The sequence below is a fragment of the Salinarimonas sp. NSM genome, from assembly GCF_052380005.1.
GTDB lineage: Bacteria > Pseudomonadota > Alphaproteobacteria > Rhizobiales > Beijerinckiaceae > Salinarimonas.
Genome location: NZ_JBQTCJ010000010.1, coordinates 59,822 through 74,978 on the forward strand (window position 1 = coordinate 59,822; position 15,157 = coordinate 74,978).

At 72.6% G+C, this 15,157-nt stretch carries 11 protein-coding genes and 1 tRNA gene; 3 read left to right on the forward strand and 9 right to left on the reverse strand.

All coding sequences use genetic code 11. The annotated features are described in order from the left end of the window. Positions 1–3: 3 nt before the first annotated feature. Both ACTZWW_RS06365 and ACTZWW_RS06370 read right to left on the reverse strand, forming a co-directional pair. Positions 4–369, reverse strand: a complete 366-nt coding sequence (locus ACTZWW_RS06365) for a hypothetical protein (RefSeq protein WP_444780101.1) — start codon at positions 367–369, stop codon at positions 4–6. A gap of 129 nt (positions 370–498) precedes the next feature. Further along, positions 499–2,538 carry an elongation factor G gene (locus ACTZWW_RS06370; protein WP_444780102.1) on the reverse strand — a complete coding sequence of 680 codons (2,040 nt, stop codon included), beginning with the start codon at positions 2,536–2,538 and terminating at the stop codon, positions 499–501. A gap of 225 nt (positions 2,539–2,763) precedes the next feature. On the opposite strand from ACTZWW_RS06370, the gene ACTZWW_RS06375 reads away from it, so the two are divergent. Continuing rightward, entirely contained in the window at positions 2,764–3,999 is a 1,236-nt protein-coding gene (locus ACTZWW_RS06375) for a DNA glycosylase AlkZ-like family protein (protein WP_444780103.1), read from the forward strand. Positions 4,000–4,089: 90 nt separating this feature from the next. Here ACTZWW_RS06375 and ACTZWW_RS06380 read toward each other — a convergent pair. The 4 genes from ACTZWW_RS06380 to ACTZWW_RS06395 form a co-directional block, all read right to left on the reverse strand. Next, positions 4,090–4,183, reverse strand: a tRNA-Ser gene (locus tag ACTZWW_RS06380). A gap of 162 nt (positions 4,184–4,345) precedes the next feature. Beyond that, complete coding sequence (locus ACTZWW_RS06385; RefSeq protein WP_444780104.1) at positions 4,346–6,265, reverse strand: SLC13 family permease; 1,920 nt, start codon at positions 6,263–6,265, stop codon at positions 4,346–4,348. 114 nt (positions 6,266–6,379) lie between these two features. Further along, positions 6,380–8,737: a bifunctional salicylyl-CoA 5-hydroxylase/oxidoreductase gene (locus tag ACTZWW_RS06390; RefSeq protein WP_444780105.1), complete on the reverse strand. Its 2,358-nt coding sequence runs from the start codon at positions 8,735–8,737 to the stop codon at positions 6,380–6,382. A 108-nt stretch (positions 8,738–8,845) separates the two neighbouring features. Continuing rightward, positions 8,846–10,246 (reverse strand): branched-chain amino acid ABC transporter permease, encoded by a 1,401-nt coding sequence (locus tag ACTZWW_RS06395; RefSeq protein WP_444780106.1) that lies wholly within the window; start codon positions 10,244–10,246, stop codon positions 8,846–8,848. A gap of 261 nt (positions 10,247–10,507) precedes the next feature. On the opposite strand from ACTZWW_RS06395, the gene ACTZWW_RS06400 reads away from it, so the two are divergent. Further along, the gene (locus tag ACTZWW_RS06400; RefSeq protein WP_444780124.1) at positions 10,508–11,605 is read left to right on the forward strand and encodes a M20 family metallopeptidase; all 1,098 of its coding nucleotides are present in this window, start codon (positions 10,508–10,510) and stop codon (positions 11,603–11,605) included. A gap of 4 nt (positions 11,606–11,609) precedes the next feature. Here ACTZWW_RS06400 and ACTZWW_RS06405 read toward each other — a convergent pair whose 3' ends face one another. Next, positions 11,610–12,236 (reverse strand): hypothetical protein, encoded by a 627-nt coding sequence (locus tag ACTZWW_RS06405; protein WP_444780107.1) that lies wholly within the window; start codon positions 12,234–12,236, stop codon positions 11,610–11,612. A gap of 54 nt (positions 12,237–12,290) precedes the next feature. Between ACTZWW_RS06405 and ACTZWW_RS06410 the strand changes: the two genes are divergently transcribed. Then, positions 12,291–12,917, forward strand: a complete 627-nt coding sequence (locus ACTZWW_RS06410) for a hypothetical protein (RefSeq protein ID WP_444780108.1) — start codon at positions 12,291–12,293, stop codon at positions 12,915–12,917. A gap of 149 nt (positions 12,918–13,066) precedes the next feature. On the opposite strand, the gene ACTZWW_RS06415 is transcribed toward ACTZWW_RS06410, so the two are convergent. Together ACTZWW_RS06415 and ACTZWW_RS06420 are read right to left on the reverse strand one after the other, a co-directional pair. Further along, positions 13,067–13,588, reverse strand: a complete 522-nt coding sequence (locus tag ACTZWW_RS06415; protein ID WP_444780109.1) for a transposase — start codon at positions 13,586–13,588, stop codon at positions 13,067–13,069. Between the two features lie 214 nt (positions 13,589–13,802). Further along, positions 13,803–15,152: an HlyD family type I secretion periplasmic adaptor subunit gene (locus ACTZWW_RS06420; protein ID WP_444780110.1), complete on the reverse strand. Its 1,350-nt coding sequence runs from the start codon at positions 15,150–15,152 to the stop codon at positions 13,803–13,805. Positions 15,153–15,157: the final 5 nt, after the last annotated feature.

Consider the following 15,157-nt stretch of genomic DNA (forward strand, 5'->3'; position numbering starts at 1 on the left):
GGCTCACTGATAGGTGAAGGTCGAGATCTCGCAGACGTTGACCCTGCTGTCGACGACCTCGTCGCCGTCCGCGAAGACCGCCCGGAAGTCGAACAGGCACTGCCCGGAGCCGTCGTCGATGTCGATGTCGACAGAATAGCCGCTCTCGAGGACGTCGGCTCCGAGGATGTCCTCCTCCCAGTTCGAGCGATCCACGTTGGAGGCGTAGAACTCCATCATCGTCACCCCGGTGTTGTTGACGATCTCCACGACCCGGTTCTGGGCGAAGGCCGCGCTCGGGGCGAGGGTAACGGTGGCGAGGGAGACGGTGGCGAGGAGGAGGGCGCAGGCGCCGATGGCGCGCGCGGGACGCAGGAAGGTCGAGATCACGGGATGGCTCGCGTCAGGAACACGCCGGGTCGGCGCGGATCGAGACGTTAGCGGCGCCTTGCCCGCTGTCCATCGCGCCGGGTGAGCGGCGATGCGCGAATCGTTCAGCGCATCCGTGCACCGACGCGGTCACCCCGCACGACCGCTCTCAAGGCCCGCCGAGCTGCCGACGACCTCGGCCAGGTGATCGAACCGCGCCCGGAAGGTGCCGACGCCCGCCGTGAGAGAGCGCAGGTCGACGATGAAGCCGTCCATCTCCGCCTCGGGCACGAGCGCGGAGAGCACGTCCCAGCCTTCCCAGCCCGGGCGGGGCGCGTAGGCCTGGATCTGCCCGCGCCGGGCGCAGACGAGCTGCGTCGCCTTGGAGATCGCGTCCGAGGGCGCGACGATCTCCACCGCGAGGATCGGCTCGAGCACGATCGTGCCGGTGTCCGCGAGCGCCTGGGTCACCGCCGCCCGCCCGGCGGCCTGGAAGGCGGCGTCGGAGGAATCGACCGCGTGCCAGCCCCCGTCGGTGAGCGTCACCGCCACGTCGACGACGGGGTGGCCCTGCGGCCCGCTCGCGAGCGCGGCCTGCGCGCCCGCCTTCACCGAGGGGATCCACTGCTTGGGCACCACCCCGCCGGTGATCGTGTCGGCGAAGGCGAAGCCCTCGCCGCGGGGCAGCGGCGCGACCGTGACGGCGACGTCGGCGAACTGGCCGTGGCCGCCGGTCTGCTTCCTGTGGCGCGCCCGCGCGCTCGCCGGGCGGCGGATCGTCTCGCGGTAGGCGATCGCGGGTGCGGCGGTCTCCACCGCGAGGCCCCATCGGCCGGCTAGCCGCTCCACCGCGAGGCGCAGGTGGATCTCGCCCTGGCCGGCGATCCGCAGCGCGCCGCCGTCGGCGTCCTGGCGCACGACGAGGGCGGGGTCCTCGTCGCAGAGCTTGCCGAGGCAGGCGGCGAGCTTCGCCTCGTCCTTGCGGTCGGGCGCACGGACGATCCGGGCGTGAACCGGGTCCGGCGCGATCACGGTGGCGACGGCGTCCGGCCGCTCGCGGCCGACCTGGAGGCTCTCGCCGGTGACGATCGTGTCGAGCTTGGCGAGCCCGACGAGGGCGCCCTCGCCCGCCTCGCCGATGCGCCGGCTCGCCTCGCCGCAAAGGGCGGCGACTCCGGCGACGCGGCCCGACGCGCCACGCGAGCCGACGACGCCGTCGCCCTCGGCGATGCGGCCGCGCAGCACGCGGGCGACCGAGAGCTTGCCTGCGCGGCTCGTGTGGCGGGTGGCGATCACCTGGGCGAGCGGCGGGCCCTCGGGTGAGACGCCGAGGCGCGCGCGGGTCTGCGGCAGGCGCGGCGCCTCGTGGCGCAGCGCCTTGAGCAGGCGCGTCACGCCGTTGCCGTGCTCGGCCGAGCCGAACAGGACGGGCACGACGTGGCGTTCACGCAGCTCGCGGGCGAGGTCGTCGAAGACCCGGTCGCGCGGCGGCTCGATGTCGGAGAGGAGCTCCTCCATCAGCGCGTCGTCGTAGTCGGCCAGCCGCTCCAGCATCTGGAAGCGCGCGTCGCGCGCGTCCGGCGGCGCCGTGTCCGAGCCCTCGACGACGCGGCTCGGCGCGTGCTCGCGGTAGATGAAGGCGCGCTCGAGCGCGAGGTCGACGAACCCGACCGCGATGCCGTCCTTCCAGATCGGGATCTGGCGCAGCAGCAGCGGCGTGCGCGAGGCGCGCTGGAGCAGCGCGAGCGTGTCGCGCACCCGCTGGGCCGCGGTGTCGATCTTGTTGAGGAAAAGGAAGCGCGGCACGTCCGCCTCCTCGAGCTCCCTCAGGATCGGCTCGAGCGCCGGGATCTTGCGCTCGTCGGCCTCGCATACGACGATCGCCGCGTCGCAGGCGGGCAGCACGGCGCGCATGTCCTGGGCGAGCTCGACGGAGCCGGGGCAGTCGACGAAGTGGAACGTGTCGCCGAGGAAGTCGGCGCTCGCCACGTTGAGCTCGGTGCTCATGGCATGGGCGCGGGCCTCGCGGCTCGAGTCCCCCACGCTCGTTCCCGCCGCCACCGAGCCGGCGCGCGCGACGGCGCCCGCGCGCTCGAGCAAGCTCTCCATGAGCGTCGTCTTGCCGCTCTGGAATGGGCCGACGATGGCGACGCACCGTGCCGCGCCGCCGCTGATCTCCGTGTCCGGCATGGATCACCTCCCGCGTTTCGCCCCTCGTGGGGACGCGCCTTCTCGCGGGCGCTTCTGTTCGCGCATCCATGGTCTGCCGGTCGACGGCGCTTGGCAAGTCCCGCCGGCATCCGCAAACGAGCGGAACCGGGCTGCCGCGCCGGCGCTGCCGGGCTAGGCTCGAGTCATTGCGGGCACCATGCGAATCAGCGGCCGGGTTGCGGCCCGTGGGGACGAGGAGGCGGCATGCGGATCGAGGCCGAGGCGGCGCGACGGTTCCTGTGCGAGCGGCTGGGGCTCGCGGGTCCGCACTGGGCGGACGCGACGCCGCTGTCGCGGCTGGGCATGGTGCAGATCGACACGATCCGCATCGCCGGCGGGCGCAATCACGAGTTCGTCCTGTCCGCGCGCGCGGACGTGCCGACCCGCGGCTTCGACGCGCAGGTCTACGGGCCGGGCGGCTTCGTCGAGCAACACTACCCGGTTCACCTCGTACGCAGCGCCTGGCGGCGGCGCTTCATGGAGGGCATGGCTCACCGCGCGCAGCGCTACCGCATCGCCGGCATGAGCGACGCCGAGGTCGCGGCGCTCGAGGCGCGCGTGCTCGACCACGTCCGCGCGCACGGGCCGGCGAAGGCGCGGGACTTCGACAGCCTGCGCGTGCCCGGTGGCTTCGACACGCTCAAGGCGACGACGATCGCGCTGGAGCGGCTCCACCTCGCCGGGCGCCTGCAGATCGCCGGGCGCTCGCACGCCTTCGAGCGGCTGTTCGACCTCACCGAGCGCCTGCACCCGGACGCCTGCGAGCCGGTCGTGCCCGGGCCGCTCGACGAGGCGGCGGTCGCCGACCTCGCCCGCTACGCGCTCGAGGTGCTGCGTCTCGCGACGCCCGACGCGCTCGTCGAGCGGGTGCAGCACCATGCCGGCCCCTGGCGCGGAGACGCCCGCAAGGAGCGCCTTCGCACGCTCACCCACGCTGCGCTCGACCGGATCGGCGCCGTGCCGGTGGAGGTCGTCGTCGACGGCGACCCGGTCCCGCATCTCGTGCTGGCCGAGGATCTCGACGCCCTGCGCGCGGCCGCGGAGGGGGACGCGCCGGCGCCGGACGAGCCGATGCGGATCGTCCCGCCGCTCGACAACCTGCTCTTTGACCGCCCGCGCTTCGCGCGCCTGTTCGGCCGCCGCTTCCTGTTCGAGGCCTACAAGCCCAGGCGCGAGCGCAGCTTCTACTTCGCCATGCCGCTGATCCACCGCGCCCGCTTCGCCGGCATCGTCGACCTGCGCCTCGTGGAGGGGCGTCGGCTGATGGTGGAGCGGCTCGAGGCCGTGCCCTGGACCGAGCGCGAGGCCCTGCGCGTGGCGCTCCACCGCCTGGCCTTCCTCGTGGGCGCCGAGCGCGTGAGCGCGCACGCGCGCATCGACGGTGCGATGCGCAAGGCGGTGATCGGGCGGGTGACGGGGCAGGGGGGCGCCCGCGGCTGAGGGGGGCGCACGGTGTCCGCCCCGCGACTGCCGCGACGGCTCCATCCGCGGGCTCGCCGCGCGTGTCTCGCGGCTGGACAACTCTGTGCGTGGCGGAGCCGGAGGGATTCGAACCCTCGATACGGGTTTAAGCCCGTATAACGGTTTAGCAAACCGCCGCCTTCAGCCTCTCGGCCACGGCTCCACGGCGAGAAGACATATGGGTTCGCGGCGCCCCCGTCAACGCCGCGAAACCGGCCCGGACCGCCCCCGCGACACGCCCCGGCATCGCCGTGGGCGATCCGAAGCGAACGGGAGAGACCGCGATCCGACGGACGATCTTTGCCGCCGCTCCCGGTCGGGACCCTCACAACGGCCAGACCACCAGGATCACCGGCACCGACACCGCCACCACCAGCGCCTCCAGCGGCAGGCCCAATCGCCAGTAGTCTCCGAACCGCAGCCCCGCCGGGCCGAGGATCAGGGTGTTGTTCTGGTGGCCTATGGGCGTGAGGAAGGCGCAGCTCGCGCCGACCGCGACCGCCATCAGGAAGGGGTCGGGGCTCGCGTCGAGGCCGTGGGCGGCGCCGATGGCGACCGGGGCCATGACGGCGGCGGTAGCGGCGTTGTTCATGAAGTCGGAGAGCGTCATCGTCACGACGAGCACGAGGACGAGCGCGATCACCGCGTTGCCCTGCGCCACCACGTCGAGCAATCCGCGGGCGAGGAGGTCGGCGGCGCCGGTGGTCTCCATGGCGCCGGCGACCGGGATGAGCGCGCCGAGCAACACGATCACCGGCCAGTCGACGGCGGCGTAGACCGTGCGCGGGGCGACGACCCGCGTCGCCATGGCGGCGAGCACGCCCGCGGCGAAGGCGATCGCGGCGGGAACGATGCCGAAGGCGGCGGCCGCGATCGCCGCCGCCATGATGGCGATGGAGAGCAGGATCTCGCGGCGGTTGGGGATCGTCAGCGGGCGCTCGGCGAGCGGCGCCGCGCCCACCGCGGCGGCGAACTCGGCGAGCCGCTCGGGGGCGCCCTGCATCAGCAGCACGTCGCCGGCGCGCAGCATCATCGTGCGCAGGCGCGCACGCGAGCGCTGGCCCTGGCGCGAGACGGCGAGCAGGTTCAGCCCGTGGCGCGTGCGCAGCTTCAGGTCGCGCGCGGAGCGGCCGGCGAGGCTCGAGCCGGGCAGCACGACGAGCTCGGCGAGCGCGACGCCCTCGTCCTCCGCGGGCGCGGTGGGGGAGGGGGCGTCCGCGCCGTCGGCGTCGGATCCCGCGTGCGCCGGCACTTCTATATCGCCCTCGGCGGCGTCGGCGCGGCGGGAGGGCTCGCCGCCCCCGGAACCCGCCGCCTGCGCGTCCTTCTCTTTCTCTTTCTCCTTGGCCTCGCGTGCGCGCGCGTCCGCCTCGAGCACGAGGCCGAGGCGCGAGAGGGCACCCGCGAGCGCCGCCGGCTCGGCCTCGATGACGAGGATGTCGCCCGCGTGCACACGCCGCCAGGGGTTGGGCGCATCGAGGCGCACCTCGTGCCGCACGAGGCCGATCACCTGCGCGTCCGCCTCGAGCGCCGTCTCGATCTCGCGCAGGGTCATGCCCACGGCCTCTGCGTCCTCCGGGATGCGGGCCTCGGTCATGTAGGCCTCGGTCTGGAAGCTGTCGGCGCCGGCGCGCTTGCGGGCGGGAACGAGCCGCGGCGCGAGCACGACCACGAAGGCGACGCCCGCGAGCGCCACGGCGAGGCCCACCGGCGTGAAGTCGAACATGCCGAAGCCCTCGCCCGTCGCCTGCGCGCGGAAGCCCGCGACGATGAGGTTCGGTGGCGTGCCGATGAGCGTCGTCATGCCGCCGAGGATCGAGCCGAAGGAGAGCGGCATCAGCACCCGCGAGGGCGGCAGGTCGCGCTTCGCCGCGATCTGCAGCGCCACCGGCATCAGGAGCGCGAGCGCGCCCACATTGTTCATGAAGGCGGAGAGGAAGGCGCCGAGCGCGGTGAGCGTCGCCACCGCCCGGGCGCCGCCGACGTCGGCGGGCAGCGCGCGCTGCGTCAGGAGTTCGACCGCGCCCGAGGTCTGCAGCGAGCGCGAGAGGATCAGCACGCAGGCCACCGTCACCACCGCGGGGTGCCCGAAGCCGGCGAAGGCGGCGTCCGCCGGCACGAGCCCCGCGGCGACGCAGGCGACGAGGGCGGCCACCGCCACCATGTCGTGGCGCCAGCGTCCGGAGACGAAGAGCACGATGGCGGCGGCGAGGATGGAAAGGACGAGGATCTGAGGGGTGGTCACGAACGGCGTCTCCAGGGCCCGCACGGCGCGCGGCGCCCGACAACGCACGAGACGCCCGAAGGGGATGCTCGCTCATTCGTATCCGGAAGGCGAGGGCGTGCGATCCCTCGCAGCCTATTCCGCCGCCTGCCGCACCCCCGCCGCCGCCTCCGCCTTGAGCTCCGCGCGGGTCTTGGGCTTGCCGCGGATCTTGAGGTCCTCGAGGTCCGCCCTGTCGCGCACGGAGTTGCGCAGGATCTGGTCCTGGCCCGGGAGGTATTGCGGCGGGCAGTGCTGCTTCACGCCGTACCAGGCCGCGGCCTTCATGGTGAAGGCGGGGTCGACGAGGTGCGGGCGGCCGAGCGCGACGAGGTCGGCGCGGCCGGCGGCGAGGATGGTGTTGACCTGGTCCGCCGTCGTGATGTTGCCCACGCACATCGTCGCCACACGGGCCTCGTTGCGGATGCGATCGGAGAACGGCGTCTGGAACATGCGCCCGTAGATCGGGCGCGATTCCCGCACCGTCTGGCCGGTCGAGACGTCGATCAGGTCGACGCCGGCCTGCGCGAACGCCCTGGAGATCGTGACCGAATCGTCCGGCGTCAGCCCGCCCTCGGCCCAGTCGGTGGCGGAGATGCGCACCGACATCGGCTTGTGGGAGGGCCACGCCGCGCGCATCGCCTCGAACACCTCGAGCGGGAAGCGCAGGCGGTTCTCGATCGTGCCGCCGTACGCGTCCGTGCGCTGGTTGGTGAGCGGCGAGAGGAAGCTCGCGAGCAGGTAGCCGTGCGCGCAGTGCAGCTCGATCATGTCGAAGCCCGCCCGCTCGGCGCGTTCCACCGCGGCGACGAAGTCCGCCTTCACCGCGTCCATGCCGGCACGGTCGATCTCGCGGGGCACGGCGCTGTCGGGGAAGTAGGGCAGCGGCGAGGCGGAGCAGACCTCCCAGCCGCCCTCGGCGAGCGGTCGGTCCATGCCCTCCCACATCAGCTTCGTCGCGCCCTTGCGGCCGGCGTGGCCGAGCTGGAGCGCGATCTTCGTGGCCGAGTTGGCGTGGACGAAGTCGACGATGCGCGTCCAGGCGGCCTCCTGCGCGTCGGTCCAGATGCCCGCGCAGCCCGGGGTGATCCGCGCCTCCGGCGAGACCACCACCATCTCTGTGAACATCAGGCCCGGCCCGCCGATCGCGCGCGCGCCGTAATGCACGAGGTGGAAGTCGGTCGGCATGCCGTCGAGCGCCGAGTACAGGCACATCGGCGACATCACGGCGCGGTTCGCCACGACCATCTCGCGCAGACGGAACGGCTGGAACATCGGCGCCACGGGGGCATCGACGTCGACGTCGAAGCCCGCGTCCCGTACCTCGCGCGCGAACAGCCGATCGACCTCGGCGACGAACTCCGGCGCCCGAAGCCGCAGGTTGTCGTAGGTGATGGCCTTGGCGCGCGTCATCAGGCCGAAGGCGAACTTCACGGGATCGAAGTCCCAGAAGCGCGCCACGTGCTCGAACCAGACGAGCGAGACGTCGGCGGCGTGCTGGGTCTTCTCGGTCTCCTCGCGCCGCCCGGTTTCGAAGGCGGCGAGCGCGGCCGGCACGTCGTGGGGCTCGCGCCGGAAGCTCTCGTAGAGCGCGATCGCGTCCTCCATGGCGAGCTTGGTGCCCGAGCCGATGGAGAAGTGCGCCGTCGACTTCGCGTCGCCGAGGAGCACGATGTTGTCCTTCACCCAGCGCGTGTTGCGGATCATGGGGAAGTTGCGCCACAGCGAGCGATTGGTGATCAGCCCGTGCCCGTCGAGCCAGTCGGAGAAGATGCGCTCCATCAGCGCGGCACTCTCCGCCTCGCTCATCGAGGCGAGGCCGGCGCGCGCGAAGGTCTCGGGATCGGTCTCGAACACCCAGGTCGAGCGGCCCTTCTCGTACTGGTAGGCGTGCGCGATGAAGGGCCCCCACTCGGTGTCGCGGAAGACGAAGGTGAAGGCGTCGAGCGGCCGCGTCGAGCCCATCCAGGCGAACGTGTTGGGGCGCAGGTCCACCTGCGGCGCGAAGTGGTCCGCGTGGCGCTCGCGGATGCGCGAGTTGATGCCGTCGCAGGCGACGATCAGGTCCGCGTCGGCGAAACGCGTCTCGTCGTCGATCTCGACCTCGAACTCCAGCGCCACGCCGAGCTCGCGGGCCCGCTCCTGGAGGATGAGCAGCAGCGTGCGCCGCGAGCAGCCGCAGAAGCCGTTTCCGCCGATGCGGTGGACGTCGCCCTTGAAGTGGATGGCGATGTCGTCCCAGTAGGCGAACTCCTGGGTGATGCGCCGGTAGCTCGGCTCGTCGTAGCGCTCGAACCCGTCGAGGGTCGCGTCGGAGAAGACAACGCCGAAGCCGAACGTGTCGTCGGGGCGGTTGCGCTCGTAGACGGTGATCTCGTGCGCGGGGTCCTGCTTCTTCATCAGGATCGCGAAATAGAGGCCGGCGGGGCCTCCCCCGATGACGGCGATCTTCATGGCGCGCCCTCCGCTGCTGTCGGCGAAATGATTTAAGCTTAAAACATTTCGCCCCGCAAGCCGTGCCGCCCCGGACGGGTCGTCGCGGTTACCCGTCGTCGCGCGGCTTCAGACGCGCTGGACGCCGGGATGCGCGTCGCCCAGGAGCCCGCCGGGGCGCAGCGCGAGCAGGAGCGCCAGCGCGCCGAATACCGCGACGTCGCGGTAGGCGCCCGGCAGGAAGGCCGACCACAGGCTCTCGCCGAGCCCGACCAGCAGCCCGCCGAGCAGCGCTCCGGGGAGCGAGCCGATGCCGCCGAGGATCGCGGCGACGAGGGCCTTGAGCCCGAGCATCAGCCCGCCGGCGAAGGAGATGTTGCCGTAGTGCGCGACGACGAACCAGCCGGCCAGCGCCGCGAGGACGCCGGCGAGCGTCACCGCGCCCACGAGCGTGGAGCGGGCGTCGACGCCCATCAGCGCGGCGGCGTCGGCGTCGTCCGACACCGCCCGCCAGGCGCGGCCGAAGCGGCTCTTCGCCACGAGGACGATCGCCGCCAGCGCCCCGGCCAGCGCGAGCGCGATCGCCGCGCCCTGGGTGAGCGTGATCGTGGCGAGGCCGCCGTCCGGGTTGGTGGCGAGCACGAGGCCGCGCACGCGCCCGGGCGCGATCCAGATCTCCGAGCCGCCCTGGACGAGGCGCAGGGCCTCCGAGAGCGCGATGACCAGGCCGAAGGACGCGACGAGCATGGCGTGGCCGGGCTTGTGCGCGAGCGGCGCCACCACCCCCTCGGCGAGGAGCCGCGCCAGCGACGCCGTCGCCAGCGGCGCGAGGACGAGCCCCAGCGCGAGCCCCGCGTACACCGCCGCCTCCCCGGCGAGGCCGGACGCCGCGAGCGCGACGCCGACACCGATCGCCACCGCGTAGCCGCCGACGATGGCGATCTCGCCGAAGGCCAGGAAGATGCGCCCGACGAGGCCGTAGACCAGGCTGTAGGCGACCGCGAGGAGCCCGTAGAGCGAGCCCGTCGTGAGCGCGGCCAGCCCCACCTGCAGGGCCTGGACGCCGCCATGGCCGAGCGAGAGCCCGTCCCCGGCGAGCGCGGAGGGCCGCGGCGGCGCGGCGGCGGCGGCGTCCGCGCCCTTGCCGGTCCAGTAGCGCTCCAGCAGGAAGAGCCGCACCGGCGAGAGGGCTTCGCCGTCGACCGTCACCGAGACGAGGTCGCGCCCGCCCGGCACGGTCCGCTCGCCCGCGAAGCGGCAGGCGGTACGCGCCCGTCGCGGCGGCGCGCCCGGCTCGGCGACCCGGTAGGCGATCGAGACGCCGCGGGCGTCCGCGTCCCCGATCTCGCGCAGGACCTCGATGTGCGTGCCGTCCGGGTGGAGGGCGACGAGGGCCGTACGGCATACGAGCGCCTGGCCCGGATCGACCGAGGGCGCGCAGCCGGCGAGCGCGACGAGAAGGAGCGCCAGTCGGAGGAGACCGATGCGGCGGACGTCGACGCGGCGGCGAACAACACCCTTCCTCCCCACGATTCCCTCCGCTCGCCACCGCATCGCCGGATTGAGGCACGGGCGCGGACGCACTGGCAAGGGGAGCGACCTCCCGCAGCGCCGGCCGCCGCCCGTGCGTGCGACCGCACCCGCGCATAGGTCCGCCGCCCCTTCGCGTGCGCCGCCGCACGTGCTTATCTGCGCGCCGCCACACCGACGACAGAAGAGCGAACCCGCGAGATGCCCGTGCCGTCCACCTCCGCCGCCGCCGCCTTCTCCGACGAGGACCGCATCCAGCGGATGGTCGAGGACGTCTGCGCCTGGGCGCGCCACGAGAGCCCGACCGACGACGCGGCCGCCGTCGACGCCATGATGGACCGGCTCGTCGCCGGGCTCGAGGGCGAGCCCGTCGGCATCGAGCGGCTGCCCGGCCGCGAGGGCCTCGGCGGCTCGGTGATCCTGCGCGCCGGCCCGGCGACGCAGCGCGAGCACGCCCTCGTCCTCTCCCACCTCGACACCGTCCACCCGATCGGCACGCTGGAGGACGGCCTGCCGGTGCGCGTGGAGGGCGACCGGATCTACGGACCGGGCGTCTACGACATGAAGGGCGGCGCCTACCTCGCGCTGCAGGCCTTCCTCGAAGTCGCCCGCAAGGGCACGGCGAAGCGCCCGATGGTCTACCTGTTCACGCCCGACGAGGAGATCGGCTCGCCCACGACCCGCGCGCTGATCGAGCATCTCGGGCGCGACGCGGCGGCCGTGCTCGTCACGGAGCCGGCGCGGGACGGGGGCAAGATCGTCACCTGCCGCAAGGGCGTCGGGCGCTTCGAGGTGCACGTCGAGGGCCGCCCCGCCCATTCCGGCTCGCGCCATGCGCAGGGCCGCAACGCCATCCACGAGGCGGCGCGCCAGATCGCCGCGATCGAGGCGATGACGGACTACGACCGCGGGGTGACGACGACGGTGGGCCTGATCAAGGGCGGCACCGCGATGAACACGATCCCGCAGCATTGCCGCTTCGCGATCGACCTGCGCGTCGAGACCGCGGCGGACGGCGAGGAGTTCTCGCGCGCCATCCTCGGCCTCGCCCCGCAGCGGCCGGACTTCAAGGTCACCGTCACCGGCGGCATGAACCGCCCGACCTTCGAGCGCACGCCCCAGGTCGCCGCCCTCTACGAGGCGGCGGTGGGGCTCGCCGCCGAGATCGGCTTCGCGCTCGAGGAGACCACGCGCACGGGTGGCGGCTCGGACGGCAACTTCACCGCCGGCCTCGGCGTGCCAACCCTCGACGGGCTCGGCATCGACGGCGACGGTGCCCACACGCTCGAGGAGTACGGCCTCGTCTCGTCGCTGGGCCCGCGGGCGATGTTGATGGCGCGGCTGCTGGAGACCGTCTGAGGCGTCACCCGCCCAGGCGCGGCTCGACGTATGCGTCCCACGCGGCGAACGGCGCGAGCGGTGGCGGCATGGACGCGACCGCCGGCTCGGGCGCGGGCTGATGGAAGAAGCCCGCCGCCCAGCCCGGCGTCTCCTCGTCGCCGGGGAGCACGGCGTCGCCCGTGAGCAGCGTGTAGAAGCCGGCGGCGTCGGCGCAGCCCTGCGAGAAGGCGCGCGACGGCGCGTGCCCGGCGAGCACGAGCTCCACGGCGAGAAGCGTGCCGTCGAGCCCGGTGAGCTCCGAGAAGGCGCCCTCCTGCACGAGGGCGAGCGCCTCTTCCTTCAGCGGCCCCGCCTTGCGCTTGGCGATCAGCGTGATTAGCGTCGCGAGAAACCCCACGAGGTAGGGGTCGAGCCAGATGGAGTCCGAGGTGTCCTCGACGTCTCCGAGCGCAGCCAGCCGATCGAGCCCGCCCAGCCGACCCAGCGCAGCGAGCCCCTGCGGCGGGAGCGCGTCGTCGGGGGCGACGCCCGCTTCCACCCGGCGTGCCGAGAGCCGCGCCCGCGAGCGGTCGACGAAGGGGGCGAGCGCGGCCACCGCGGCGCGCCGTCCCGCTCGCGCCTTCCACAACTCGAGGAGACCGATCGGCATCGTGGTCGCCTCCGCTCAGGGGAACGCGCGCGCGCCCCGCGTCCCGGTGCGGCCGTGAGCGACGGTCCGCGCGACGGTCCACGCGATGCGCCGCGCGACGCTCCGGCCTCGCGCCTGCCGCGTCCGCCGGACTTCGCCGCCCTGGCGGCGGCAGCCCCCGCGTCCGCCGATCGTCGCACCGAGGTGCTGGCGCTCATCGGTCATCTTGTGTTCTCCTGGTCGAACAACGAAAGCTTGTTCATCTACGTCCTCATGCTGCTCCTCGACACGGACGAGGTCTCCGCGGCGATCGTCTTCGCCACCCTCAACACGACGCGGGCGCGCCTCGATCTCGTGCAGCGTCTCTCAAAGGCGAAGGTCGCGGACCGCGAGATCGCCGGGGAGCTCGAGGCGCTCGTCGGCCGGTTCTCGCGGCAGACCAAGCTGCGCAACGACTTCAACCACTGCATGTACACCGTCGATGACCGGGGTGCGATCACCCACACCCAGCTGATGAAGCTCGAGGAGCGCGGCGGGCGGCTCTCCTTCGGGCGTGTGCGCGACATGGACGCGACGCGCCGCGCCGAGATGGCCGCGGCGATCCGCGAGCTCGGCGCCCTCAATCGCGATCTCTGGTCGTTCCTGCCGCGCCTGGAGGCTCATCTCGCGGCGCGGCGCCCCGTGGCATCGCCTCCCGCGTGACGGGCGGTACGAGGTATGCGAACAGCGCCTCGAAGCGCGCGAACGCATCGGGACCCGCATGCCGGCGCACGGCATCGCGGAACAGATCGACCTGGATGTCCGCCCATTTTCGGCCGGGCCTCTCACTCATGCCACCCCTCCCCGCCGTCTCACGGGAACCAACCCGCGCTCGCGCCCGAGCTCGCTGCGGCGCCGTGCCGTGTCGCCTGATCGCTTCGCTGTGCCATATCGGCGCTGCCCGGCTCGCTCTCGCCTGTCCCTTCCTCCTGCTCCGCCGCCTCCTCCTGCCCGTCCGCGGCAGGATCGGTGCGCAGGCGCGCGCGGAAGCGCTGGGATATGAGCCAGCTCGTCCGGCTGGAGACGCCCAGGATGCGATGCAGACGATTCACCGAGACCGGTGGATCGCACGCATGCAGCAGGAACAGCGCCTGCAGCCAGAGATGAAGGGGCACGTGCATCGACTCCAGCATCGTGCCGAGCTTGACGTTGAAGGGCTTGCGGCAGGCGTAGCACTTGTAGACGCCCGGCTTGGGAGCCTTGCCCGCGAGGCGCCCGATGCGGTCGCCGCGGCCGCAGTGCGGGCAGATCGGTCCGTCGGGCCAGACGCGTGACTCCACGAAGCGGTAGGCTTCTTCCTCGGTGCAGAATGTGGCGTCGCTCCACTGATGCATGCGATACTCCCACGTGACCGATAGGACGCCCCCTCGCGCACACCATTGGTTGTCGCCGTTTACTGTTTTTCTCCTCGGGCGCGCTATATGGCGGAATATAGCACATGTAGTGCGTTACTCAAAGCACTCTCGCGAGCTCAATACTTATTACGTTCTGAGAATCTCGGCCTGAACCACCAAGTCCCCCACGCTCCTCGAGCATCCGCTCGTCGCGTCACGACTCCCGGAACGCACGCGCCATGCTGTCCTGCAGTGGCCGGATCAAGTATTGGAAGAAGGTCCGTTCCGCCGTCTCGATGTAGACCTCCGCGGGCATGCCGGCGGTGGGTACGAAGCCCGGCACGCGAGCGACGGAATCCTCGTCGAGAGCGACACGCACGACGTAGACGTCGCCCTGCGACGCCGCGCTCGGGCGTTCCTCGGGCAGCGCGTCCGCGGAGAGGTAGATCACCTCGCCGTCGACCATCGGGGTGGTGCGCTGGTTGAGGGCGGTGAGGCGCACCGACGCGTGCTGCCCGCGGCGCACGTTGTCGACGTCGCGCGGGCGCACCATCGCCTCGATCACCAGCGGCTCGTCCAGGGGAACGATCTCCATGATGTTCTTGCCCGCCTCCACGACGCCGCCGGCGGTGTGGTAGCGCAGCTTCACGACGATTCCCTCGACGGGCGCCGTGATGCGGATGCGGTCGAGCACGTTCTCGGCCGAGCGGATGCGCTCACGCAGGTCGCTCATCTCCGCGTGGACCTGCTGGAGCTCCTCGACCGCCGCCTTGACGGCGGCGCTGCGCAGCCCGTTGATCTGCTCCTCGCCACGGGCGATGCGCTCGCGGGCGTCTCCCATCTCGCCGATGAGACGCCCGATCTCGCCGTGCATGTTCGCGCGCGCGCGCTGGATCGCGAGCACTTCCGGGCGCCGCACCAGGCCCTGGCGCAGCAGGGTCTCCTTGTCGGCGAGCTCCTCCTCGAGGAAGGCGATCTGCTCCTCCGCCGCACGGATCTGCACCTCGCCGCCGGTGAGGGTCTGCTGGAGCGCGTCGATGCCGCGCTGGAGCGTGGCGACCTCGCTGGCGAAGTGATGCCGCCGCGCGGAGAACGTGAGGCGCTGGCGCTCGATCATCTCGGCGACGTCCGGATCGGAAGCCTTCCTGACGAGCGCATCCGGAAAGGTGATGTCGTCGTGGCCCTCGATCTCCGCGACGAGCCGTGCCTCCATCACGAGCGTGAGCGCGAAGCGCAGCTGGAGCCGCCGCAGCTCGGCCTGGGGCGCGGTCTCGTCGAGGATCACGAGCGTGTCGCCCGGCATCACGTGGTCGCCCTCCCGCACCACGATCTCCTCGATGACGCCGCCCTCGAGGTGCTGCACCGTCTTGTTCGAGCCCGTGGTGACGAACACGCCGGTCGCCACCACCGCGCCGGCGATCGGCGCCGCGTTGGCCCACACCCCGAAGGCGAGGAACGTGCCCACCAGGACCACGAACCCCGCGAGCGTCGGCGTTCGCGCGCTGCGCGGCACGTTCGCGTACCAGTCCCGCCCCGGGACCACCTGCATCGCACGTGTGCTCATGACCG